We start from the raw sequence: 22,679 nt of genomic DNA, 5'->3' as shown, positions 1-22,679 counted from the left end.
CAGCGGGTGTCGGCCGGTGACCGGTGGAGGGCGGTCCGCCAGGGCGGACCGGCCTTCCCTGCCCTGCTCCGCAGGAACTTCGTTTCCTCCCCGGCCTGAAGGCCGGGGTATCCACGAAGGAGAGACCCGATGAGCACGACGTCATCGCCCTCGGCGATGACCAGACGGAGGTCGAACTCCTTGGCCCGCACATGGGTCTGAAGCAGTTCGAAGAACGTCCGCATGCCCTGCGCCGAGTCGACCTCCGGAACCCACGGAATGCCCGGCGGGTGCGGGATGGAGAACGACACCGAGTCGGCGAACAGCTCCGCCGCCTCCGCGCTCCTCCCCTCGGCCAGCAGCGGGAACAAGCGTTGGACAGTCCGGGCCGGTGACTCCGCTGTCATACGTGTCGACGCCACAGGCCCGGTATGCGGCGCGGGGCCCCCTTCAACGGCCTTCAGCCGAGCTCCTCGGCGAGCCCGACGACGATGCCCTCGGGGCCGCGGACGTAGCAGAGCCGGTACACGTTCTCGTACTGCACGATCTCGCCGACGAGTTCGGCACCGTGGGCCCGCAAGCGGGCGACGACGTCTCCGATGTCGTCGACGGCGAACATGATGCGACGAAGACCGAGCGTGTTCGCCGGCGCGTCCTTCGGCTCCGGGGTGATGGCCTTCGGCCGGTGGAACCTCGCCAGCTCCACTCGTCCATGACCGTCCGGGACCCGCAGCATGGCGACGTCCTGCCGGACGTCAGCGAGTCCGATGACACGCTCCGCTCCCCGCCATTCGAGCGGCCCCTTGCCCTCCGGCTCCATGCCGAGCTCGACGAAGAACGCGATGACGGCGTCAAGGTCGTCGACGACGATGAGCACGTTGTCCATCCGCCGGATCGTCATGCCGGTCCTCCTTCGCGACGCACGGCCACGGTAGCCGCTGCTTCCCTGGAGACGGAGCTGACGAGCCGCCTTCGACATCCCGCGGGTCCCATTCCGGAGGAGTCCCGTTCGACGGTGCCGCGGGCCGCCCTCGAACAGCGAACCTAACTCTTAATTTAGTAATTAATATTGACGCCCGCTGGCGACCGCTGCAAGATCCTGGCAACCAACCCGTAGGCGAGCGGGCGTTGACTGGTCCGAAGAACGACCGCCGTACCTTCCTCTGGGCAGCGGCATCTCAGACTCACGACCGGGACGGTTCGGCACGCCTGTTCGGACAGCGAAGGATCCGATGTGAAACGAAGGCTCACCGTCCTCCTGGCTCTCCTGGCCGGCTTGTTGGTCGTGCAGCCACCCGCCCGGGCCGTCCCCCCGGCCGACAGTGTCGCCGCAGCCGCGTCGGCGTCTCAGCAAGTGCTGAGCCCGACGCCGTACATGGGCTGGAACACCTACTACGCACTGGGTGGCGACCCGACCGAGGCGGAGGTCAGGTCGACAGCCGACTTCCTGGTCAGCAGCGGTCTGCGCGACGCCGGTTACAAGTACGTCTGGATCGACGGCAACTGGGCGGCACCGACCCCGCGCAGCGCGGCCGGCGACCTCGTGCCCAACCCCGGCCAGTTCCCGAACGGACTGAAGCCACTGGTCGACTACATCCACTCCAAGGGGCTGAAGGCGGGCATCTACACCGACGCCGGCCCGTACATCCCGGGCAAGTGCGGGCTCGGCAGCCACGGCTACTACCAGCGTGACGCGAACCAGTTCGCCGCCTGGGAGTTCGACGCGGTCAAGGTGGACTACCTCTGCGGGATCGCCGCGGACCTCGACCCGAAAACCGTCTACACCGAGTTCGCGCAGGCGTTGCGCAACAACGCCGGCGGGCGCCCCATGATCTTCAACCTCTGCAACCCGGTGACGTCCCCGGACTGGGGCAACTACCCGGAGGAGCAGCAGTCGACGTACTCCTGGTCCTACGCGCCGTCGATCGCGCAGTCCTGGCGGACGTACACGGATGTCGGTTTCGTCGGCGAGATCAAGTTCAAGGACGTCCTGCGGAACTACGACGCGAACGCGCGGCATCCCGAGGCCGCCGGGCCGGGGCACTTCAACGACCCGGACTACCTGGGACCCGAACTCGGCATGAACGACGAGGAGTTCCGTACGCAGATGACGCTCTGGTCGGTGGCGGCCGCCCCGCTGGTGATCGGCAGCGACGTCCGCAAGCTCAGCAAGACCTCGCTCGGCATCCTCTCGGACCGCGACGTCCTCGCGATCAACCAGGACGCTGCCGGCGTCCAGGCCGTCCGGGTCGGCCCGGCGGGTACGACGGAGACCTGGGTGAAGCGGCTGGCCGACGGCGACCGTGCCGTGGTGCTGCTGAACCGCGGCGACAGCCCGGCGACCCTGACCGCGAAGGCGTCCTCGGTCGGGCTGTCCGGGGGCCGGTTCACCCTGAAGAACGCCTGGACCAACCAGGTCACCGAGAGCGCCGGCACCATCAGCGCCGCCGTCCCGGCCCACGGCGCGGCGCTGTTCCGGGTCAGCCGGGCAACGGGCAAGCCGGGTCTTCCGCACGTCGTCGCCGGCCTCCCGCAGGTGACGAAGGTCGGCGGCGACACGGTGCCCGCCGGGGTCGCACCGGTGGTCGCCGGCGGCGACGAGGCCCGGGTCGAAGTCACCGTCCGCAACGACAGTGCGCGGCCGGTCTTCGCGCCGCGGGTCGAACTCGCGGTACCCGCCGGGTGGACGGTCCGTCCGGTCGGTAAGGCGCCGAAGCTGCTGAAGTCCCACAGCTCCGTGACGTCGGCCTTCACGATCACCCTGCCGGCCACCGCCGCGCCGGGCAGCAGCACCCTGACCGCCTCCACCTCGTACGAGGTGACCGGCAAGGGACGGCTGCGGCAGCAGACGGCCGCGCCACTGGTCGTCGCGCCGGCGCCGCCGGACGGCGACGTCGTCCTGTCGCACCACGACTGGATCAGCGCGACCAGCGGGTGGATGAGTCCGACGGTGGACCGGAGCGTCGGCGGCTGGACGCCGATCAGCATGCTCGGCCAGGAATACCCGACCGGCCTCGGGGTCGCCTCACCTTCCACGGTCCGCTACTACGTCGGCGACCGGTGCACCCGGCTGACCACGACCGTCGGCATCGACGATGCGGTACGCAACGTCGGCCCGGAGGGCGGCACGTCGGCCTTCCAGGTGATCGGTGACGGCCGCGTGCTGTTCGACAGCGGGGTGCTGGGCCGCGACGACGTCCGCGAGGCCGACATCGACCTGTCCGGCGTCCGGGTGCTCGACCTCGTGGTCGGCGACGCCGGGGACGGCGGCTACAACGACCGAGCCGACTGGGCCGGCCTGAACGCCACCTGCTGATCCGAGAGGGCCGCACTCACGCGTGACGTCATGCGTGAGTGCGGCCCTTTCAGCAATACGCATCCCCCCGCGCCTTGCTGGTCACCCGTCAGGGGCCTTCCGCCGTCCTCCTTCACGACATTGTCATGGTCACCCAGACAACGTTGCCACCCGTGAGCTCGGAACGGTCGACACCCCAGTCTCCGGCGATCGCCTGCACGAGTAAGAGTCCGCGGCCGGTTTCGTCCTCGGGGCCCGGCTCGCACGTGGGCAGGCTCCTGGCGACGTGGCCATGGTCGTGGACCTCCAGCCGCAGGCAGGTGGTCGCGACGAGCCCTATGCCGCACAGGATCCGTGCGCTGTGCGTGTGCCGTACGGCGTTGGTGACCAGCTCGGACACCAGCAGCACGGCGTCAGCGGCCGGCTCGACGGGGAGCCGCCAGGCGGCCAGGCCCTTGCCCGCGAAGCCGCGGGCGATTCTCACGCTGGAGCGGTGGGCCGGGAGTTCGAGCCAGCGGGTGCGCTCAGGGTCGGCGACGTCCAGGAGCCGAGGGGGATGCATCGTGTGGGGGGGCACGGTGGTTCGCCTTCCATCGGTGAGCGTGCGCAGTCAGATGACGGGAAGGTGAGCAACGGGCAGGCCGGAAAGGGGTGTTCCGAACCGTGCCCCGAGACTCGAACGCCCTTGGACAGCCAACCCGCATGCGCACAGGGCCTGTTGGCTCTGAAGCGTGGACGTTCGCCAGGGTCGTTCACTCAACTCACTATGCTCTCAGTGGAGTTCATGCTGCAAGCTACTCCCTGATAATTTCAGCAAGACGGTATCGGTCTGGTGGCATCACCAAGTACCTGTCAGACTGCTGCTGATGACAGTCCCTCAGGAGGTTCGGGTGTGAGTGAGGTCCGTTCGAGCGCGGGCGCCAGTGCACCCACCGTGCTGCGCATGATCCTCGGCCGAAGGCTGCTCGACATGCGTGAGGACGCGGGTATGTCGCTGGACGACGCGGCGAAGGCGCTGCGTGTGACGCCCTTGACCATCCGCCGCTTGGAGAAGGCGGAGGTCAGCCTCAAGCCCCTCTACGTCGAGAAGCTGCTGCAGACCTACGGAGCCGAGCAGCAGGAGATCGACGAGTTCGTCGACCTCGCCGAGCAGGCGAACGAACCGGGCTGGTGGCACGCGTACCGCGATGTCGTGCCCTCCTGGTTCAGCGCCTACGTCAGCCTGGAGACCGGCGCCAAGACGCTGCGCACCTACGAGCCGCACTACGTCACGGGGTTACTCCAGACCCACGGGTACGCCCGTGCGGTCCTGCGAGGCGGCTTCCCCAACGACAGTGCGGAGGACCTGGAGCGCAGAGTGGATCTGCGTCTGCGTCGCCAGGTCCTGCTGGACAGGCCCGACGCCCCCACGCTGTGGGTGGTCATGGAGGAAGCGGTGCTGCACCGGATGGTGGGCGGCGCCGAGGTGATGCGTGAGCAGATCGACCGGCTCCTGGAGGTATCGGAGCTGAGCCATGTGAGCGTGGACATCGTGCCGTTCACCGCGGGTGCCCATGTAGGGGCATGTGCACCCTTCACGTACTTCCGTTTCGAGGAGCCGGAGCTGCCCGACGTCGTCTACAGCGAGATCCTGTCCGCCTCGATGTACCTGGATCAGCGATCCGATGTCGTCGCCCATCTCGAGGCGCACAACCGGATGTCATTGCTCACCTCGTCGGCGGACAGCAGGGGCCTCTTGAATCGCATGCGCAAGGAGTATTCATGACCGTCACCGACGACCCGTTCTACTTCTACAACGGCATGCCCGCCTCGGATCTGGGCGACCAGGGCTGGGAGAGCCCGTGGAGCGGTCCCAACGGAGGCCAGTGCGTCCAGACGAAGCAGCTCGCGGACGGCCGTATCGCGTTGCGGCAGTCGACGGATCCCACCGGCCCCGCGCTGATCTACACCCCGCAGGAGATGGCGGCGTTCGTCGCCGGCGTCAAGAAGGGGATGGCCGATCATCTGACGGCCTGCTGAGCCAGGATCCGAGTGGGAAGGCCGCCGGCAGGCCCCGGCCGTGACCCGCCCGGCATGACACGGACACCATTGAAGGGAACAGAATGAGCACCCCCCACGCCGCCCGGGACATCGACACCAGCAGGCCGCACTCCGCGCGGATGTACGACTACTACCTGGGCGGCAAGGACCACTTCGAGGTCGACAGGAAGGCGGCCGAGACCGTCGCCGCCGCCTATCCCGGCATCTTCGTGTGCGCCCGCGAGAACCGGGCCTTCATGCACCGGGCCACCAGGGTCCTCGCCACCGAACACGGCATCCGGCAGTGGCTCGACATCGGCACCGGCATTCCCACCGAGCCGAACCTGCACCAGGTCGCGCAGACCGTGGTGCCCGACGCCCGTGTGGTCTACGCCGACAACGACCCCCTCGTCCTCAAGTACGCCGAGCGCCTCATGCGCAGCACGCCCCAGGGGCGCACCACCTACATCGAGGCGGACGTCAACGACCCGCAGGCTCTCGTCAACGCTCCCGAGCTGGCCGAGGTCCTGGACCTGACCGAGCCGGTCGCGCTGTCCCTCAACGCCCTGATGCACTTCGTCACGGACGCCCAGGACCCGTACGGCATCGTCGGCAACCTGCTCGATGTCCTCCCCTCGGGCAGCGCACTGGCACTGAGCCACTGCACACCGGACTTCGATCCGGAGACCTGGCAGAAGGTCACCGACATATACCACGGAGCCGGTACGCCGGTGCAGTTCCGTTCCCGGAAGGACGTGGCCCGCTTCTTCGACGGGCTCGACCTGCTGGAGCCCGGCGTCACCGTCGGTCACCGCTGGCGCCCCGACGCCGCGCCCCAGGAGACCGCCAGGACAGACTCCGTGACGGACGCCCAGGTCAGCCTGTGGACCGGGGTGGGCATCAAGCCGTGACGGAGCGGGGGCCGTTCCCTTCCAGGCGCAACGGATCCTCAACTCGGCCCTCCCATGGATGTCCGCCGGGCCCCCGGCTAGGCCGGTGAGCGCAGAACACCAGGTCAAGGCCCGCCTGGAGGCCTCCGATTCAGGTCCACGAGCCCGACAGCCGCCGCGTGACGACGGTGCTGAGCGTGCGTATACCGTGCGTCGAGCCCGGGTCGATGCCGGTGAGTTCAGCGACCCGGCGCAGGCGATAGTCCAAGGTGCGCGGGTGGACGTTGAGGGCCGCTGCCGCCGCGCCGCGATTCATGTCGTGGCGGTAGTAGGCATCGAGCGTGGTCACGAGGTCCGGGCCGGGATCGAGGCTCCGGGCCACCGTGTGGAGCCAGGCGTCGATGAACGGCACGTCCGCGACCGCGAGTTCCACGAAGACGTCCGCCACGGTGTACGGCCGTAGTCGGCGCGAGGGCTTCCCCAGCGGCGCCGACTTGCTGATCCGGCGGGCCCGTTCGAGGGCTGCGGGGAGTTCGTCGAGAGGTGCGGTGGCGGTGCCGGCGGCGCAGGGGCGGCGAAGCGCCTCGGCGAAGTCCGCGACCAGGTCCGCCACGGCGTCGGGCGCTGAGGGCAGCCGTACGGCCTCGTCGGCACAGGGAACGACGGCGATCAGCTCACCGCCCCTCGTGCCGTTCTCCGGGTACCAGACGGCGGGCACCTGGTGTGTCTTCACGAGCGTTTCGATCTCGGTGTCGAGGTCATGGTCGCCCAGGGGGCGTTCCGGTACGCGGATCACCGTGACGGCGCAGAATGCGGGGAGTTCGAAGTCGAGCGCCGCGGCAAGATCCGCGGCCATGGGATCCCCGGTCAGCAGTGACCTGGCCAGCAGGGCGACCTGCTCGACGTACGGCAGACGGCGGCGCAGCACCGTGACGAATCCCTGTCGGTAGGCGACGATCCCACGGTCGCCCTGCGGGGCGAACCACGTCATCACCTGCATGAGTTCCTCGACTTCGCCACCGCGCAGGCTCTCGGCGGCCTCGTGGATGTCGCGCAGCATGAGCGTGGTGTGCAGCTGGAGTACCTGCTGTCGTGAATACGAGGACATTCCGGCATCGGCCCGTACCTCTCCGATGGCGGCGATGTAGCGGAGGTCGTCGTCGGTCAGTTCGCTGTTGTCCGGCGACAGTTCGATCGTGCGGCGCCGCAGCCACACCGAGTATTCCATCGTCTCGGCCTTGGCCCGTGGCTCGGTTTCCCACGAACGGAACTCCGGAATCTCGCGCAGATACGTCTCGACCTCCCGGCAGGCGTTGGTCGGCGCCTGCCGGGCCAGTTCGGCGAAGAGGCTCCCCATGGGCGGGAGCCTGCCATCGCAGGTGAGCGAGTCGACAGGCGAAATCCGGACGCGATTTGTCACTTCGCGTGAATCGGCACTCTTTGCGTCACCCGGCTATTTGTCATAGTGCGCAAAGTTCTGGGATCAAGGAGGTGTTGTGCTCAGATCCGGTTGTGGAGCTGCGGTGAAGGCGGCTAAATGGGAGTCATCAATACGCCGAAATTCGCATTCGCAGAGATCCGCGTCGCGTGTGCAATTTCTTTCGATGGCATTCGATCGAACGGGAGGGGAACACTGATGAAAGCAGGAATCAGAAAGAGACTCGCGGCGGCGACCGCGGTCCTGTCCGTTTCCGCGGCCCTGCTGGTGAGCGCGCCGGGCAACGGTTCGGCCGCCACGGCCGCGCCCAGCCTGCGGGCCTTCGGGATCACCGGCGACGGCACCCTGATGGCCACCTTCACCACCGACCGGCCGAACGTGCTCGACTGGGTCCGGGTCGTCACCGGCCTCAGCGGCGACACCAAGCTGCTCGCCCTCGACCACCGCGTCCAGAACGGCCTGATGTACGGCCTCGGCGACAAGGGCGGCATCTACACCATCAAGACCCCGCCGCAGACCTCCGACGTGGTGGTCACCAAGGTCTCCCAGCTCCAAGTCGCGCTGTACGGAACCAACTTCGGCTTCGACTTCAACCCTGCGGCCGACCGCCTCCGGGTGGTCAGCGACAACGGTCAGAACCTGCGGCACAACCTCAATGACCACACCACGGTCGAGGACACCACCCTCACCACCCCGCCGCTGACCGGGCCGGCGCGGGGCGTCACGGCGTCCGGCTACACGAACAACGACCTCGTCGCGTCCACCGGAACGCTCCTGTACGGCATCGACACCACGACCGACAACCTCGTCCTCCAGGCACCGGCCAACAACGGCACGCTGTCCACGGTCGGCTCCCTCGGCTTCGACGCGCAGCCCAACGCGGGCCTGGACATCTTCAGCTATCTGACCAACGGCAAGACGACATCGGTCGCCGCGTTCGCCTCGCTCACCCCGTACGGCGCGAGCGCTCCGACGCTCTACAGCATCAACCTCGTCACCGGTGAACCGACCGCGATCCTCCAGTTCCCGCTGAACATCACGTCCTTGGCGGTCACCCTCACCGGAAGCTGACCTTCACCGACTCGCACGACGGCCCGCCGGAGATCTGATGCCGGCGGGCCGCACATGCTTTTGTCCCGGAACGGCTTCCCTCTCCGCCATGCACTGGGGAAATGGACTGATGTGAATGCATCGCGTGCAGGACAGGCCCGCGTGCATCACGGCGGTGCAGGTCGCCCGCAGCCACGGCGTACCGTCCCTGCGGTCCGAGCAGCGCCCGGAGAGTTCATGAAACGTCTGGATCCCACCGATCCGCCGGCCATCGACGGCTACCCCCTGTTGGCGAGACTGGGCGCCGGGCGGCATGAGGCAGGTGTTCCTCTCCCGCACGGCATCGGGTCGTCCTGCCCGCGAGATCGCCGGCAGCGATCAGGTGCGCTCTCTCTGGACGGTATCGGTCGTCGGCTTCAGCCCCGCAGGGCACCGGCCGCAGTGGCTGGCCACCCAGTACGTGGCCGCTCCCTGCCTCGCGGACCGGGTGGCGTCCGACGGCCCGCTGCCCGAGGCCGCCGTCCGGGCGGCGGCGGAACTCGCCGAGGGACTGCGGGACGTACACCGGGCGGGGCTCGCGCACCGCGCCGTGAAGCCGTCCAACGTGCTGCTCGCCCGCCGCCGCCCACTGCTCATTGGACTTCGGAATCGCCCGGGCCTCGGACGACACCCGGCGCACGAGTACCGGGGGTGTCATCGGCTCCCCGGGATACATGGCACCCGAGCAGGTCACCCGCGGGACTCCGTTCCTCGGCGAACGCGACCGCTACCTGCCGGCTGTCCGGGACGGCAAGGCCGACTGCGTCCCGACGGACCGGGAGCCCGACCTGTCCCTGGACGTGCGCGAACTGGGCTCGGGCCATCTCGGGGCACACTGCCTGCACTGGTTCTGACCGCCGCGCCCGGCGCCGTGTTCGCGCGGCACGTTGTCAGTGGCTGCTGCCACCATCCGCGAATGGCCTCAACTGAACATCGGTTCTCCACCTCTGACAATCAGTCGCGTGTCCGCCTCCGCCTCCTTGAGCTGGTCGGTGCCATCGAACCGTGGGACGACCTGGAGCGCACGCATCTGGACACCGCCACGCAGTGGATCGCCGGCGGAGCCCCGATCTATCGGGTGCGCAAGCCTGATGTCCCTGCCATGCACTTGGTGAGCTACTTCGTCGTCCTCGACGGAACGCACGGCCGGCTGCTGCTCGTCGCCCACCGCAAGGCAGGCCTGTGGCTGCCGGCCGGAGGACACGTCGAGCCGGATGAGGACCCATGGGCCGCCGTCGTCCGCGAATGCCAAGAGGAGCTGGGCATCGAGGCTGCGGCATCGCCGATCACCGGTCCGCGTCCCTTCTTCCTCACGGTCACCCGAACCCGGGGACAGGGCGCACACACCGACGTCTCGCTCTGGTACGTCCTCAATGCCGAGGCCAGCGCCATTACCTCGTACGACGAAGGCGAGTTCGATGCCCTCCGGTGGTTGACCGACGAGGAGGTCCTCGGTGAGTCGGCCGAGGTGCTCGACCCTCACATGCACCGCTTCACTCAGAAGCTGCGGCACGCTCGGGCCAAGGGACGACAGGGGTAGTCGGCGTGTCTGGGTGCTCTGGTTGCCCGACGGGTCGACCAGAACACCTCATCGCAGCCGCCGGAGACGGGGCCCGCACGCCCGATCAGCGGGTGGCGAGGAACTCCAGCGTGTCGATCACGCGGTTCGAGAAGCCCCACTCGTTGTCGTACCAGGCGACCACCTTGACGTGGCGGCCGTCGACGCGGGTGAGGGCCGAGTCGAAGATCGACGAGGCGGGATTGCCCACGATGTCGGAGGAGACCAACGGGTCGTCCGAGTACTCCAGGACACCGGCGAGCGGTCCCTGCGCCGCGGCGCGGTACGCCGCCAGCACGTCCTCGCGCGTCACGTCGCGCGCGACGGTCGTGTTGAGTTCGACGATCGAGCCCACCGGCACCGGCACGCGGATCGAGTCGCCGGACAGCTTGCCGTCGAGGTTCGGCAGCACGAGACCGATCGCCTTGGCGGCGCCGGTCGTGGTCGGCACGATGTTGACGCCGGCGGCGCGGGCGCGGCGGGCGTCGCGGTGCGGGCCGTCCTGGAGGTTCTGCTCCTGTGTGTAGGCGTGCACGGTCGTCATGAACCCGTGCTCGATGCCGGCGAGGTCGTCGAGGACCTTGGCCAGCGGCGCGAGCGCGTTGGTGGTGCAGGAGGCGTTCGAGACGATCGTGTGCAGGTCCGGGTCGTAGGCGTCGGTGTTGACCCCGAAGGCGAGCGTGACGTCGGCGCCGTCCGACGGCGCGCTGACGAGTACCTTCTTCGCACCCGCGTCGAGGTGGGCGCGGGCGGCCTTCGCCGAGGTGAAGCGGCCGGTGGCTTCCAGGACGATGTCGACGCCGAGGTCGGCCCACGGCAGCTGCGCCGGTTCGCGTTCGGCCAGCACCGTGATCCGGCGGCCGTCGACGACGAGGGCGTCGCCGTCGACGGTCACCGGGCGCCCCAGCCGGCCGGCTGTGCTGTCGTAGGCGAGCAGCCGGGCGAGCGTGGCGGGCTCCGTGAGGTCGTTGACGGCGACGATCTCCAGGGCACTGTCGCGTTCGAGCAGTGCGCGCAGCACGTTGCGTCCGATGCGGCCGAATCCGTTGATGGCGATGCGAGTCATGTGTGATGTCCCTTCCCTTCACCACCAGGTTCGTCCGAGGCAGCCGCTGCTGACAGTGGCGACATCGCCATGGTTCAAAAGGATCCCGCCATCCCGCCATCCCGCCATCCCGCCATCCCGCCATCCCGCCATCCCGCCATCCCGCCATCCCGCCACAGGGTGCGGCGCTGGGTCACTCGCCGCGGGTGAAGGTGCGCCGGTACTCGCTCGGTGTGGTGCCGAGGATGCTCTGGAAGTGCAGGCGCAGGTTGGCGCCGGTGCCGAGCCCGACGTCGGCCGCGATCTGTTCGACGCTGCGCTGCGAGCGCTCCAGCAGTTCGCGGGCCAGGTCGATGCGGGCGCGCATCACCCACTGCATCGGCGTGTAACCGGTCTCGTCGACGAAGCGCCGGGAGAACGTACGCGGCGAGACCCCCGCCTGTCGCGCCAGCGTGTCGAGGGTGAGAGGGTCACCGAGCCGGTGCAGCGCCCACTCGCGGGTGTCGGCGAACCGCTCACCGAGCGGCTCGGGGACACTGCGCGGTACGTACTGGGCCTGACCGCCGCTGCGGTAGGGAGCCGCGACCAGACGTCGGGCCGCGTGGTTGGACGCGGCCACTCCGAGGTCGCCGCGCAGGATGTGCAGGCACAGGTCGATCCCGGAGGCGGCGCCGGCCGAGGTGAGCACGCTGCCCGCGTCGACGAACAGCACGTTCTCGTCGACCTGCACGAGCGGGTGCCTGGCCACGAGAGCGCGTGTGTAGTGCCAGTGCGTCGTGGCGCGCCTGCCGTCGAGCAGGCCCGTCGCGGCGAGCGCGAAGGCGCCCGTCGAGATGGCGGCGAGCCGTGCGCCCCGGTCGTGGGCTGCGATCAGTGCGTCGATGACGGCCTGCGGCGGGTCGTCGCGGTCCGGGTGTCGGTAGCCGGGGACGAAGACGATGTCGGCCCACTCAAGCGCGTCCAGGCCGTGGTCGACGTAGTACGCGAGGCCGTCGCCGCCGGTCACCAGACCGGGTGCCGCACCGCACACCCGCACTTCGTACGGCATGCTCGCCCGGGTCGTGAACACCTGTGCCGGGATTCCGACATCGAGGGGCTTGGCACCGTCGAGCACGAGGACGGCGACGCGATGCAGGCGAGAGGCGGACACAGGAGCTGACACAGGAAGAGATTACGTGGGCGGGAGTTCACCTCAGGGACGGTGCCGTCGCGAGTACCGATCAAGGCGATGCCGGACACCACGTGCAGGGTCTGACCCACCGGGTGCACGTGCCCATGGGTACGGGAGCCGGGAGCGAAACGGACGAGGTTCGCCCGCATTCCGGAGGGTTCCGGGCCGGCGACGACGACGTCCCACCCAGCGGAATTCATCAGGTGCCGGCCCACCAGCAAGGCCCCGGCCGAGTGGTTCACCGGAAACGAAAGAACCCGTGAGAGGGGGATGCGGTGGAGCGTCGGCGGGCCGCGCGACGCACCGCCCTGGGGGTCACGGCTTGAGGAGAGCCTTGATCGCCCGGCGCTCGTCCATGGCCTTGTAGCCCTCGGCCACCTGGTCCAGGGGCAGGGTCAGGTCGAAGACCTTGCCGGGGTCGATGCTTCCGGTCAGGACGCGGCCGATCAGGTCGGGCAGGTAGCGGCGCACCGGTGCCGGGCCGCCGCGCAGCCCGACGTGGGAGAAGAAGAGCTCCTGTCCGTCGACGGCGACCCCGTGCGGCACGCCCACGAAGCCGACGCTGCCGCCGGGCCTCGCCGAGTGCAGCGCCTGCCGCATGGCCTGCGCGGTGCCGACGCACTCCAGCACGCTGTCGGCGCCGATGCCGCCCGTGAGGTCCTTGATCCGGGCGACGCCCTCGTCGCCGCGCTCGGTGACGATGTCGGTGGCGCCGAACTCCAGGGCGAGCCTCTGCCGGGACTCGTGGCGCGACATGGCGATGATCCGCTCCGCGCCCAGTTCCTTGGCCGCGAGCACGGCGCACAGGCCGACCGCGCCGTCGCCGACGACGACGGCGGTGGAGCCGGGCTTCACCTCGGCGGCATCGGCGGCCCACCAGCCGGTGCCCATCACGTCGGAGACTGCCAGCAGGCCGGGCCAGAACTGCTCCTCCGGAACCTCATCGGTGGCGACGAGCGTGCCCTGGGCGTTCGGGATGCGCACGTACTCGGCCTGGCAGGTGCTCATGAACTCACGGTTCAGACAGCTGGACTGGAAGCCGTTGCGGCAGTTCGCGCAGGTGTTGTCGGAGGTCGCGAAGGATCCGACGACGAACTGGCCCGGCCGGACCGCGGTGACCTCGGACCCGACCTCCTCCACGAAGCCGACGTACTCGTGCCCCATCGGGTGAGCGCGCTCGATCGGCTCCGCGCCGCGATACGGCCACAGGTCCGAGCCGCACACACAGGTCACGGCCGTCCGGACGACCGCGTCGGTCGGCTTGAGGATCTTCGTGTCGTCCACGGTCTCGAAGCGCACGTCGCCTGGGGCGTGGATCACTGCTCCGCGCATGAAAGAGTTCCTTACGTACTGTGGCGGCCGATGTACGGATCGTCGTGCAGACGGTCGCCGAATGCGGTTGCGGACCCGGTGCGTGCGACGCCTCGCGTGCCGCGGTACCGGGCCGAGCGCCCTGTCCGCTCTTGGCAGCGGACGCCGAGCGCCACGTCATCCAGGAAACCGCCATGTCGCGCGGGCAGCGAGTCACCAGTGAGAGGTGTACCGGCAGTACATCGCTCCGGCCGCCTGCGGGCCGTACCGTCGAGGTATGGACAACCGTGATGAGGTCCGCGAGTTCCTGACCTCGCGTCGCGCAAGGATCAGCCCCGAGCGGGCCGGGCTGCCCGCGGGCTCGCGCCGCCGCGTACCGGGCCTGCGACGCAGCGAGGTCGCGGCCCTGGCCGACATGAGCGTCGAGTACTACGCCAAACTCGAACGCGGCAATCTCGCCGGTGTCTCCCCCGCCGTCCTGGAGGCCGTTGCCCGGGTGCTGCAGCTGGATGACCCCGAACGCGCCCATCTACTGAATCTGGCGCAGACGGCCGACGGCTCCGACGCCCTCACCCGCCCGAGGCTGCGGCGCACCAAGGGCCAGTGGAAGGCCCACCGCAGCCTGCAGTGGACTCTGGACGCCATCACCGCGGGACCGGCCTTCGTGCGCAACGGCCGCATGGACATCCTCGCGACGAACCAGCTCGCCCGCGCCTTCTACCGCGACATCTACGCCACCCCCGGCAACCAGGCGAATCTCGCTCGGTTCCAGTTCCTCGACCCCGCCTCCCGGCGCTTCTACCCCGACTGGGACCGGTTCGCCGATGTGGCCGTCGCCATCCTGCGTACCGAAGCGGGCCGCAACCCGTACGACAGGGACCTGCACGACCTGGTCGGTGAACTGTCCACCCGCAGCGAGGAGTTCCGCACCCGGTGGGGCGCCCACAACGTCCGCCACCACGGAACGGGAACGAAGCGCTTCCACCACGAGAGCGTCGGCGAGATCACCCTCGCCTTCGAGGGCCTGGAGCTGGCGGCCGAGCCCGGCCTGACCCTGACCATCTACGCCGCCGAGCCGGGCTCGGCGTCCGAAGAGGGCCTGCGCCTGCTCGCGTCCTGGGCGGCAACGCATGAGGCCCCGACGCCGGCGCAGCGATCCGCGACGAGCTGAAGCCTCCCGGCCTTCCCGTCCTCGCACGGCGAGGAGCCACGACCCTGAAGAGAGCGGTGTGATCGTGAGTCGGATCCTGGTGACGGGCTCTGCGGACGGGCTTGGGCGGGCCGCGGCGGACGAACTGCTGTCCGCCGGCCATGACGTCGTGGTGCACGCCCGCAACGAGGAGCGCGCGGCCGGTGTCCAGGAGCTGGTCGACCGCGGGGCCGACATCGTCCTGGGTGATTTCACGGACCGTGCCTCGGTGCGGCGCATCGCCGCCGAACTGGGCGATGCGGCACCCCTCGACGCCGTGATCCACAACGCGGGTGTGTGGAGCGGGCCCGCGGTCGTGCCGGTCAACATCATCGCCCCGTACCTGCTCACGTCCCTGCTGCACGGACCGCGCCGGCTGGTCTACCTGAGCAGCGGCTCCCACTACCAGGGGCGGCCCCTCCTCGACGGCACCGACTGGCGGGGACACACGCCCGGCTCGTACGCCGACAGCAAGCTGTTCGTCACGACGCTCGCGGCCGCGGTGGCGCGCCTGCGACCCGGAACAGTGAGCAATGCCGTGGACCCCGGCTGGGTGCCCACCAGGATGGGCGGCCCCGGCGCGCCGGACGATCTGGAACTCGGTCACCGGACCCAGACATGGCTCGCCACGAGCGATGCGGCGCAGGCATTGAGCAGCGGCGGCTACTGGTACCACCAACAGCGTCAACAACCGCACGCCGCTGTGTACGACGAGGAGTTCCAGGACCGCCTCCTGCGCACGCTGGGCGAGGAGACGGGCGTCCCCTTCACCGCGCAGTAGCTCCACGGCCACGCCGCCGCCCGAGTCCCGAAGGGCACGAGCGGCGGCGCTGTGCTGCCGATGTGTCAGGGGGTCAGGGCGTCAGCGTCCAGCGGGAGATGTAGCCCACGTCGATGTTCGCCCGGTCCTGCACGCGCAGCTTCCAGGTGCCGTCGAGCGGCTGCGCGGAGGCGTCGATCGTGAAGGTCTGGTCGACGTTGTCCGCGGAGCCGCCGCTGCGGTTGAGCAGGGAGTAGACGGTGCCGTTCGGGCCGACGAGGTCGACGGTGAGGTCACCTCGGTAGGTGTGGATGATGTTGACGTAGACCGAGGTGGTCGCCGAGGCGTTGCCGTCGCGGCCGGTGATGGTCACCGGGGACTCGACGGCGGCCCCGTTGTCGGGGATGTCCACGCGGGTGGAGTTGGCGTAGACGTAGGCGATCTGCCAGCTGAAGGTGTCCGAGACGGTCGCCCCGGTGCTGTCGGTCACCTTGATCGTGACGTCGCCGGTGCCCAGCGTGGTCGGGGTGCCGCTGATCAGGCCGCTCTGGCTGATGCTCAGGCCGTCGGGCAGCCCGGTGGCCTCGTAGGTGAGGGAAGCTCCGGTGTTGGTGGTGTAGGCGTCCAGCTGCAGGCTGACGTCCTGGTTGACGCCGCTGATCTGGTCGGCGACCGGTGCGAGGTTGACGCCGAGAGCGATGCGGTTGCCGACGTTGATCGCGGCCCAGGCGTCGGCGACGGCGAGGTAGGTCGGGCTGTAGGCGCCGAACAGGTCCGCGGCCGCCGAGAGGGTGGCGGTGCGGGCACCCGCGTAGTTGGTGCTGGAGGTCATGTACGTCGTCAGCGCGCGGTACCAGATCGCGGCGGCGTTCTGGATGCCGATGCCGGTGACGGACTGCCCGTCGTACGTCGGGCTGTCGTAGGACACGCCGTTGACGGTCTTGGCGCCGCTGCCCTCGGAGAGCAGGTAGAAGAAGTGGTTCGCCGGGCCCGAGGAGTAGTGGACATCGATGCTGCCCAGCGTGGAGCTCCAGTTGTCCCTGGAGGCACCGTCCTTGGAGGGCTTGTCCATGTAGCGCAGCGGGGTGCCGTTGCCGTTGATGTCGATCTTCTCGCCGACGAGGTAGTCCGCGGGGTCGGCGGGCAGGTCCTCGTAGAACTCGACGGCGGCGGCGAAGATGTCGGACGTGGCCTCGTTGAGCCCGCCGGACTCGCCGGAGTACACCAGGCCCGCGGTGGCGGCGGTGACGCCGTGGCTCATCTCGTGCGCGGCCACGTCGAGTGCGGTCAGCGGGTGGGTGTTGCCCGAGCCGTCGCCGTACGTCATGCAGAAGCAGGAGTCCTGCCAGAAGGCGTTGACGTAGTTGTTGCCGTAGTGGGCACGGCTGTAGGCGGCGACACCGTCGTTGCGGATGCCGTTACGGCCGTGGGTCTCCTTGTAGTAGTCCCAGGTGGCCGCCGCGCCGAAGGCGACGTCGACGCCGGCGGTCTGACGGTTGGACGGCAGGCCGTCACCCCAGACATCGTTGTCGTCCGTGAACAGGGTCCCGGTGCCCGAGGTGCCCTGGTTGAGGTCGTACGTCTTCTGCCCGGCGCGGTCGGGGTCGACGAGCTGGTACGTCGATCCGGACAGGGTGGTACCGAGGGGCACCTCGCCGGCGTACTGGCCCGTGCCGGAGCCGGTGTGCACCTTCTCGGCGGCCAGGAGCTGCTTGCCGGTGGCGGCATCGGTGACGACCTGGAGCTCGCTGGGTGTGCCGTCCTCCTGCGTGCCCTCGACGACCGTCTCCCAGGCGAGCGCGGGCTTGCCGGAACCGGCCCACACCACGAGCCGCGGTGCCCGCTCCGTCTCGGAACCCTTGACCTCGGCCTTCTTCGACACGTCGAGTGCCTTGCCGGCGGCACCGGCGGCCGTGATCTTCGGGCTGAGGGTGGACAGCGAGAGGTCGGCCTTGTTCGCCTCGGTGACAGTCGTACGGCCGCTCTTGTCATGGACGACGAGGTCGCCGCCGAGGACGGGCAGCCCGGCGTAGGTGCGTTCGTAGCGGGTGTGCGTGGTGCCGTCGGCGTCCTTGATGACGTCCTTGACGACCAGCTTCTCCTTGCCGCCGAGACCGATCCGATCCGCCGTGCCGGCCGCCTTGGACTGGGCGGTCTTGATCAGAGCGGCGCGGCGGTCCGGCGTCAGGGAGGCCTGGGCGGCGCCGGCCCGGGGTGTGGCGGTGATCTTCGCGGGGCCCGGGTCCGCCGGGACGGCGGTGGCCAGATCGGGGGCGGCCAGGGCCAGCAGGGCCCCGACTGCGGTGAGGGCGACGGCGGAGGTGCGTCTGGGCCGGATGACCTTGCGGTGTCGCAGGGACAACGGGTTCTCCTTCAGTACGGCGGTCGACCCGTGGTGGGGACCGTGGACGAGATGGAGCGGCGGGGTACGCCGGTCCGTAGCGCTGCACGGCATGCGGGTGGAAGGAGGTGGGGGGTGGCGAGAACGTGGTGCACCGAGTGGTGAACACGTCAAGGAACAGTGAACTTCCGCAGAAGAGTGACACCGTGCACACATACTTGTCATGCAAATGCCAAGGTGACGGCTCAAATTGACCATGCAAGTCAGGCAAATTGGCACGGAGGGCGGAGATTTTCGGCCTCCCCCGGACAGGGCGAGCGGGTCGGCGCCGGCATCTCTCCGCAAGGCCGAACTGGTTCCGCCTGCAAGGCACTTGAGTCACGCCCCCCTTCCGGACGCGCTCTTGCCGACGCGGAACCGTTTCACCGGGCGCCCGTGTCCTCCTTCGCGGAAGGTGGTTCCACAGCGCGGAGCCGCCTGTGAAGGGGGATGGCCATGGGGCACGTACGCGAGGGGGCACGGTTAGGGGCTTGGGCCGTCGCCGGGGTCATCGGCCTGGCGGTGCTGTACGCGATCGGGGCGTTCGCCTTCGGCGGTGCGGGATGGATCACCGCCCCGTTCCGCGGTGAGGCGGACAAGCGCGAGAACACCGTCGGCTCGGGCGAGTTCCGTCAGACCACGTACGAGCAGTTCTTCGATCTGTGCGAGGCCGTGCAGAACGCCGAGGGCACGATCCAGGCGCTCCAGGAGGAGCGGAGGGACGCTTCGGAGACCCGCAAGACGCAGATCGATCAGTCGATCACCGCGCTGAAGGCCACGCGGATCGAGTCGGTCAACGAGTACAACTCGAAGGCGCGCCAGGAGCACCGCGCGCCCTTCCGCGACAAGGATCTGCCGTATCGGCTGGATACCGCTGCCGAGCGCACGACGTGCACCGACTGATCCCCATCTCACCCCGGGAAGAGGGCGGCACCGCATGAAGAAGTTCGCACGCATGGCCCTGGCCACCGTCGTCGCGCTCGTCGTGGGCCTTGCCCTGACGTCCTGCACCGACTCCAGCCAGGACAAGGAGAACAAGGCCAAGCAGGAGAACTACGACCGCCTCGTGGCCCAGCAGCCGGCGGGCCGCATGGAGTACTCGCCGACCCGCGAGGCGATCAACCAGTGGATCAGGACGTGGGGGAAGCGGAGCAAACTCTCGTACGTCTACATCCAGAATGCCAATGGCGAGTACGGGTACTTCATCATGAAGGGCCTTCCGGTACCGCGTTGCAAGATGCTCACTCCGACGGAGAAGGTGGAGTCCACCAACAACGGCGTCGCGGTCCTCACGCAGCCCGGAATGGACGGCACGTACACGTCGGGTTCCACCTGCAACGCCTACTACGGTTTCGACGCCACGACGGATGCGTACATGGAGTTCACGGTCGGCACGAACCAGTCGTTCTTCCTGTTCGACAAGCCCATGACGATGCCGGAGTACGCCAGCGCCAGGCAATTGGGGCCGACCTCGGTGACGGACGTCGAGAAGCAGCGGTGAGCCAGTACCGCCAACCGCGACCACGGCGACCGGCATCGTGTGATGCACCGCATCACGCTCCGGGGGCACTCCCCTCGGCCCGGCCGCCGCCGCGCACCGATGACCGTGCACGTGGGTCCGGCGACACACCGGACGCACGCCGGGCCGCGGATCAGTCGACGCCGTCCGGCGGGGGCTCCTGGTGTGCGCTGTCCGCAGGCTCGAATGCGCGGAGCACGCCCGGCGGGATGTCGTCGTCTGCGACGCGCACGCTGATCAGGGCAATTCCGCCGTCAGCGGTCACCAGCCGCGCCTTCTCCAGCGCTGCCGCGAGTTCACCGCGTGAGGCCGGGCCGGCTGTCCAGCCGCCGAGGCTCTCGACGACTCGGCCGACGTGGGACAGCGTCGCGAACCGGGTCAGGGAGTCATCGCTGCCGGAGTGCGAGCGCACGAACCTGGGCCATCCGAATCCGCGGTTGTCGAGCATGAGGACGGTGATGCCGCAGTTGTGCTCTGCGGCGGTCGGGAGGGCGGCCAGGCTCATCTCGGCGGCGCCGTCGCCGCAGATGACGACGGTGGGTCGGGACCGGTCGGTCACCGCGGCACCCAGAGCGGCTCCGAGCCCGAAGCCCACCATGGTCTGCTCGCCGGGCGAGATCATCGTGGAGCGGTCGCTGACCGAGACCACCGGGTAGTAGTAGCCCCACATGTCGTGGAGGCCGTTCTCCTGTACGAGGATCAGGTCACGTCCGAAGGCGTCGATCACGGCCGTGATGGCGTCGGGGGCCGTCAGCGCTCGGTCTTCGGCACCCGGAACTGGGCGCAGTTCGTGCTGGACCTGTCCGATGCGCAGGCGCCAGGCGCTGCCGGTCGCACCGAGGTCCCGCTCGCCCAGGACGCCGAGCAGCCGCCGCAGCGTCAGCGCCGCATCGCCGAGGAGGCTTACGTCGGCTTCCGCGGCCAGAAAGAAGGCCGTTGGGTCGCTGTCCAGCTGGATCAGTCGGCTGGAGCCCGGGCGGAACCAGCCCATCCGCGCGGTCTCCTCGAGTCGTGATCCGATGACGAGCACCAAGTCGGCCTCGTGCAGCAGCGGTTGTGCCGCGGAGCTGGTGTAGAGCCCGATCAGGCCGTGGGCGAGCGGATGGTCCTCGTCGATCACTCCCCGACCGGAGGCTGTCGTGAACAGCGGCGCGCCGAGTCGTTCCGCCAGCCCGACCAGTGCTTCACCCGCTCCGGCCGCTTTCGCCCCGCCGCCCGCCACGACCACGGGTCGCTGCGCGTGCCGCAGCAACCGCGCCGCGTCCTCGACGGCTTCGTCGGAGGCGACGGCAGCGAGTCTGCGGACCAAGCCCATGGGCTCGGCCGCGCTGAGGTCCGACTGCAGCACCTCGTGCGCGATCTCCAGCACGACCACCCCGGGTGCTCCGTTCACGGCCATGTGGACGGCACGCCGTAGCGCCCAGACCAGTTGGTCCGCCTGCTCGACGAGAAAGGACCACTTGGCCAGAGGTGCGGCCATCGCGAGTTGGTCGACCTGCTGGAAACCGCCGCGGCCGAGTTCGGACGCCGGTATCCGGGTGGTGATCACGACGGTGGAGCAGCCCAGTGATGACGCTTCGAGGAGGCCCGTCAGCGCGTTGACGAAGCTCGGTCCGGAGTTCAGCGCCAGTACCGCGGGGCGGCCGGAGACAGTCGTATGCCCGATGGCGGCGCAGGCGCCGACCCGCTGATCGCGCACGCCGAGTGCCTCCAGGTCGGGATGGCGGTCGGCGGCGTCGAGCAAGCCGGGTTCGTCCGAGGGCAGTCCGACGACCAGTCGGCACCCCGCGTCGGCGATGGTACCGGCGATCAGGTCCCAGGCGGGCATCAGCGGCGTACCTCCGCCGACAGCAGTACCGGCCGGGCCGCCCTCGTGCCGCGGTGGCGCACGCTGCTGGCCGACGCGCCGTAGCCGCCGAACGGCCGGTTCCCGTCCTCGATGTCGAAGGTGGTGCATTCACGCGTCACGACCGATGTGGCCACCCGCTCCCGGTCGAGTGCGGGTTCTCCGTACACCGAGACATACATCCCCCGCTGGGACTCGCAGGGCGATGCCATCCAGGTCACCATGTCCGAAGGGCTGCTGTATTCCATGACCGTGACGATCGGTGAGAAGAGCTCGGGTGGATGAAAGTGCGGATTCCACGGCAGCGACACGAGGGTGGGCTGAACGAACCCGTCGGCGTCCACGGCCCCGCCACTCACCACGTTCTCCCTGTGCCGGTCGATGAATTCCGCAGCTCCGGCGACAGCGTCCTGGTAGACAAGCGGGGCGACCTGGACTCCTGGCGAATGGCGTTCCCCGATGGCCACCCGGGAGAGGAGATCTTCGAGTCTCCCGACGACCTCCTTCGTCACCGATTCATGTACGAAGACGATGTCGGGGCAGAGGCAGTCCTGGCCCGAGTTGTACACGCGGGCTTCGACAGTGTCCCGGCAGGCTCGTTCCAGTTTCGCCTCAGGGCCGACCACGATCGGATTGGGGCCGGAACCGAGGGCCAGCATGAGCGTGTCGGGACCGAGCTTCTCTGCGACCGCGTCGGCGTTGCGGGGTTGCCCTGTGAAGACGACCGCGTCCGCCGTCAAGCAGGTGGTCATGAACTCGCGCTGGGACACGGGTGTCAGGTCGAGTCCGCATCCGAGCCCCCTGAGCGCCGGCCCGACGACGGCGTCCAGGGCCATCGCCGTGTCGGTCACTCGCACCGACGGCCGCATGCACAAGCGATCCGCGTAGAGAGAAGGGACAACGCCGAAAAGCACGTACGAATAGAGGAGGTTGTTGGACGGAAGGAACGACGCCACCTTGCGTAAAGCGCCGGGTGAATTGCGCTGGATCTCCCATCCGGCACCCGAGAGTGCACGTAGAGACCTGAACAACTCATCCTCGGCGCTCTGCAAGGTGGCGACACTCGTCAGCACCTCCAGGAGATCTTCGCGGGCGTCGAGGAAAATCCTCACCAGCGCGGCCCCGATTTCCCCCCATGATTCGTTACGGTCCCCGCCCTTCCGCCGCAGATGACAAGCAGAACCATGACG

General features: G+C 69.0%; 20 protein-coding genes and 1 pseudogene. 11 read left to right on the top strand and 10 right to left on the bottom strand.

Translation table 11 applies throughout. The features are described from left to right. Together AC3ETA_RS32875 and AC3ETA_RS32870 are read right to left on the bottom strand one after the other, a co-directional pair. Positions 1-350: nuclear transport factor 2-like protein (locus AC3ETA_RS32875; protein WP_488187653.1), on the bottom strand; the 350-nt coding region annotated here is incomplete at its 3' end. Between the two features lie 89 nt (positions 351-439). After that, positions 440-880, bottom strand: a complete 441-nt coding sequence (locus AC3ETA_RS32870; protein WP_432196543.1) for a VOC family protein — start codon at positions 878-880, stop codon at positions 440-442. A 333-nt stretch (positions 881-1,213) separates the two neighbouring features. Here AC3ETA_RS32870 and AC3ETA_RS32865 point away from each other — a divergent pair, with 333 nt between their 5' ends. Then, positions 1,214-3,295 carry an NPCBM/NEW2 domain-containing protein gene (locus AC3ETA_RS32865; RefSeq protein WP_432196542.1) on the top strand — a complete coding sequence of 694 codons (2,082 nt, stop codon included), beginning with the start codon at positions 1,214-1,216 and terminating at the stop codon, positions 3,293-3,295. 112 nt (positions 3,296-3,407) lie between these two features. On the opposite strand, the gene AC3ETA_RS32860 is transcribed toward AC3ETA_RS32865, so the two are convergent. Beyond that, positions 3,408-3,851, bottom strand: coding sequence for an ATP-binding protein (locus AC3ETA_RS32860; protein WP_432196541.1), 444 nt, complete (start codon positions 3,849-3,851; stop codon positions 3,408-3,410). Positions 3,852-4,166: 315 nt separating this feature from the next. Between AC3ETA_RS32860 and AC3ETA_RS32855 the strand changes: the two genes are divergently transcribed. The 3 genes from AC3ETA_RS32855 (at position 4,167) to AC3ETA_RS32845 (ending at position 6,204) form a co-directional block, all read left to right on the top strand. After that, positions 4,167-5,039 carry a helix-turn-helix domain-containing protein gene (locus tag AC3ETA_RS32855; RefSeq protein WP_432196540.1) on the top strand — a complete coding sequence of 291 codons (873 nt, stop codon included), beginning with the start codon at positions 4,167-4,169 and terminating at the stop codon, positions 5,037-5,039. Next, complete coding sequence (locus tag AC3ETA_RS32850; protein WP_432196539.1) at positions 5,036-5,293, top strand: DUF397 domain-containing protein; 258 nt, start codon at positions 5,036-5,038, stop codon at positions 5,291-5,293. Before AC3ETA_RS32855 ends, AC3ETA_RS32850 begins: the two co-directional genes overlap by 4 nt. Before the next feature lie 83 nt (positions 5,294-5,376). After that, on the top strand, positions 5,377-6,204 hold the full coding sequence (locus AC3ETA_RS32845) for an SAM-dependent methyltransferase (RefSeq protein WP_432196538.1): 828 nt from the start codon (positions 5,377-5,379) through the stop codon (positions 6,202-6,204). 130 nt (positions 6,205-6,334) lie between these two features. On the opposite strand, the gene AC3ETA_RS32840 is transcribed toward AC3ETA_RS32845, so the two are convergent. Then, entirely contained in the window at positions 6,335-7,540 is a 1,206-nt protein-coding gene (locus AC3ETA_RS32840) for a PucR family transcriptional regulator (protein WP_432196537.1), read from the bottom strand. A 279-nt stretch (positions 7,541-7,819) separates the two neighbouring features. Between AC3ETA_RS32840 and AC3ETA_RS32835 the strand changes: the two genes are divergently transcribed. The 3 genes and pseudogenes from AC3ETA_RS32835 to AC3ETA_RS32825 all read left to right on the top strand — a co-directional run bounded on the left by AC3ETA_RS32835 (position 7,820) and on the right by AC3ETA_RS32825 (position 10,250). Continuing rightward, a complete protein-coding gene (locus AC3ETA_RS32835) occupies positions 7,820-8,692 on the top strand; it encodes a DUF4394 domain-containing protein (RefSeq protein ID WP_432196536.1) in 873 nt (290 codons plus the stop codon). 722 nt (positions 8,693-9,414) lie between these two features. Then, positions 9,415-9,564: pseudogene (locus AC3ETA_RS32830) on the top strand (GNAT family N-acetyltransferase); the annotation flags it as partial. Between the two features lie 62 nt (positions 9,565-9,626). Next, on the top strand, positions 9,627-10,250 hold the full coding sequence (locus AC3ETA_RS32825; protein ID WP_432196535.1) for an NUDIX hydrolase: 624 nt from the start codon (positions 9,627-9,629) through the stop codon (positions 10,248-10,250). 85 nt (positions 10,251-10,335) lie between these two features. Here the strand turns inward: AC3ETA_RS32825 and gap are convergent, their stop codons facing one another. The 3 genes from gap to AC3ETA_RS32810 all read right to left on the bottom strand — a co-directional run bounded on the left by gap (position 10,336) and on the right by AC3ETA_RS32810 (position 13,816). Then, positions 10,336-11,334 carry a type I glyceraldehyde-3-phosphate dehydrogenase gene (gap, locus tag AC3ETA_RS32820; RefSeq protein ID WP_432196534.1) on the bottom strand — a complete coding sequence of 333 codons (999 nt, stop codon included), beginning with the start codon at positions 11,332-11,334 and terminating at the stop codon, positions 10,336-10,338. A 172-nt stretch (positions 11,335-11,506) separates the two neighbouring features. After that, on the bottom strand, positions 11,507-12,463 hold the full coding sequence (locus tag AC3ETA_RS32815) for a GlxA family transcriptional regulator (RefSeq protein WP_432196548.1): 957 nt from the start codon (positions 12,461-12,463) through the stop codon (positions 11,507-11,509). Between the two features lie 336 nt (positions 12,464-12,799). Then, entirely contained in the window at positions 12,800-13,816 is a 1,017-nt protein-coding gene (locus AC3ETA_RS32810; protein WP_432196533.1) for a zinc-dependent alcohol dehydrogenase family protein, read from the bottom strand. A 256-nt stretch (positions 13,817-14,072) separates the two neighbouring features. Here AC3ETA_RS32810 and AC3ETA_RS32805 point away from each other — a divergent pair, with 256 nt between their 5' ends. Both AC3ETA_RS32805 and AC3ETA_RS32800 read left to right on the top strand, forming a co-directional pair. Beyond that, on the top strand, positions 14,073-14,966 hold the full coding sequence (locus tag AC3ETA_RS32805; RefSeq protein WP_432196532.1) for a helix-turn-helix transcriptional regulator: 894 nt from the start codon (positions 14,073-14,075) through the stop codon (positions 14,964-14,966). Between the two features lie 64 nt (positions 14,967-15,030). Continuing rightward, positions 15,031-15,765 (top strand): SDR family NAD(P)-dependent oxidoreductase, encoded by a 735-nt coding sequence (locus tag AC3ETA_RS32800; RefSeq protein ID WP_432196531.1) that lies wholly within the window; start codon positions 15,031-15,033, stop codon positions 15,763-15,765. A 73-nt stretch (positions 15,766-15,838) separates the two neighbouring features. Here AC3ETA_RS32800 and AC3ETA_RS32795 read toward each other — a convergent pair whose 3' ends face one another. Beyond that, positions 15,839-18,106 (bottom strand): M4 family metallopeptidase, encoded by a 2,268-nt coding sequence (locus AC3ETA_RS32795; protein WP_432196530.1) that lies wholly within the window; start codon positions 18,104-18,106, stop codon positions 15,839-15,841. A 468-nt stretch (positions 18,107-18,574) separates the two neighbouring features. On the opposite strand from AC3ETA_RS32795, the gene AC3ETA_RS32790 reads away from it, so the two are divergent. Both AC3ETA_RS32790 and AC3ETA_RS32785 read left to right on the top strand, forming a co-directional pair. Further along, positions 18,575-19,027, top strand: a complete 453-nt coding sequence (locus AC3ETA_RS32790; protein WP_432196529.1) for a hypothetical protein — start codon at positions 18,575-18,577, stop codon at positions 19,025-19,027. Between the two features lie 34 nt (positions 19,028-19,061). Further along, positions 19,062-19,625 carry a hypothetical protein gene (locus tag AC3ETA_RS32785; protein ID WP_432196528.1) on the top strand — a complete coding sequence of 188 codons (564 nt, stop codon included), beginning with the start codon at positions 19,062-19,064 and terminating at the stop codon, positions 19,623-19,625. 151 nt (positions 19,626-19,776) lie between these two features. Here AC3ETA_RS32785 and AC3ETA_RS32780 read toward each other — a convergent pair whose 3' ends face one another. Both AC3ETA_RS32780 and AC3ETA_RS32775 read right to left on the bottom strand, forming a co-directional pair. After that, positions 19,777-21,471: a thiamine pyrophosphate-binding protein gene (locus AC3ETA_RS32780; RefSeq protein ID WP_432196527.1), complete on the bottom strand. Its 1,695-nt coding sequence runs from the start codon at positions 21,469-21,471 to the stop codon at positions 19,777-19,779. Further along, positions 21,471-22,601 (bottom strand): aldehyde dehydrogenase family protein, encoded by a 1,131-nt coding sequence (locus tag AC3ETA_RS32775; protein ID WP_432196526.1) that lies wholly within the window; start codon positions 22,599-22,601, stop codon positions 21,471-21,473. The genes AC3ETA_RS32780 and AC3ETA_RS32775 overlap by 1 nt, the downstream gene beginning before the upstream one ends. Between the last annotated feature and the right edge of the window lie 78 nt (positions 22,602-22,679).

The organism is Streptomyces sp. bgisy027 (genome assembly GCF_057710365.1).
This window is presented reverse-complemented; position numbering and strand designations above follow the sequence as displayed.

Excerpts from the sequence above, each read along its gene's own strand:
- AC3ETA_RS32790 (WP_432196529.1), top strand. The coding sequence starts at position 18,575 with ATGGCCATGGGGCACGTACGCGAGGGGGCACGGTTAGGGGCTTGGGCC.
- AC3ETA_RS32785 (WP_432196528.1), top strand. The coding sequence starts at position 19,062 with ATGAAGAAGTTCGCACGCATGGCCCTGGCCACCGTCGTCGCGCTCGTC.
- AC3ETA_RS32805 (WP_432196532.1), top strand. The coding sequence starts at position 14,073 with ATGGACAACCGTGATGAGGTCCGCGAGTTCCTGACCTCGCGTCGCGCA.
- AC3ETA_RS32780 (WP_432196527.1), bottom strand. The coding sequence starts at position 21,471 with ATGCCCGCCTGGGACCTGATCGCCGGTACCATCGCCGACGCGGGGTGC.
- gap (WP_432196534.1), bottom strand. The coding sequence starts at position 11,334 with ATGACTCGCATCGCCATCAACGGATTCGGCCGCATCGGACGCAACGTG.
- AC3ETA_RS32840 (WP_432196537.1), bottom strand. The coding sequence starts at position 7,540 with ATGGGGAGCCTCTTCGCCGAACTGGCCCGGCAGGCGCCGACCAACGCC.
- AC3ETA_RS32870 (WP_432196543.1), bottom strand. The coding sequence starts at position 880 with ATGACGATCCGGCGGATGGACAACGTGCTCATCGTCGTCGACGACCTT.
- AC3ETA_RS32835 (WP_432196536.1), top strand. The coding sequence starts at position 7,820 with ATGAAAGCAGGAATCAGAAAGAGACTCGCGGCGGCGACCGCGGTCCTG.
- AC3ETA_RS32850 (WP_432196539.1), top strand. The coding sequence starts at position 5,036 with ATGACCGTCACCGACGACCCGTTCTACTTCTACAACGGCATGCCCGCC.
- AC3ETA_RS32810 (WP_432196533.1), bottom strand. The coding sequence starts at position 13,816 with ATGCGCGGAGCAGTGATCCACGCCCCAGGCGACGTGCGCTTCGAGACC.
- AC3ETA_RS32845 (WP_432196538.1), top strand. The coding sequence starts at position 5,377 with ATGAGCACCCCCCACGCCGCCCGGGACATCGACACCAGCAGGCCGCAC.
- AC3ETA_RS32825 (WP_432196535.1), top strand. The coding sequence starts at position 9,627 with ATGGCCTCAACTGAACATCGGTTCTCCACCTCTGACAATCAGTCGCGT.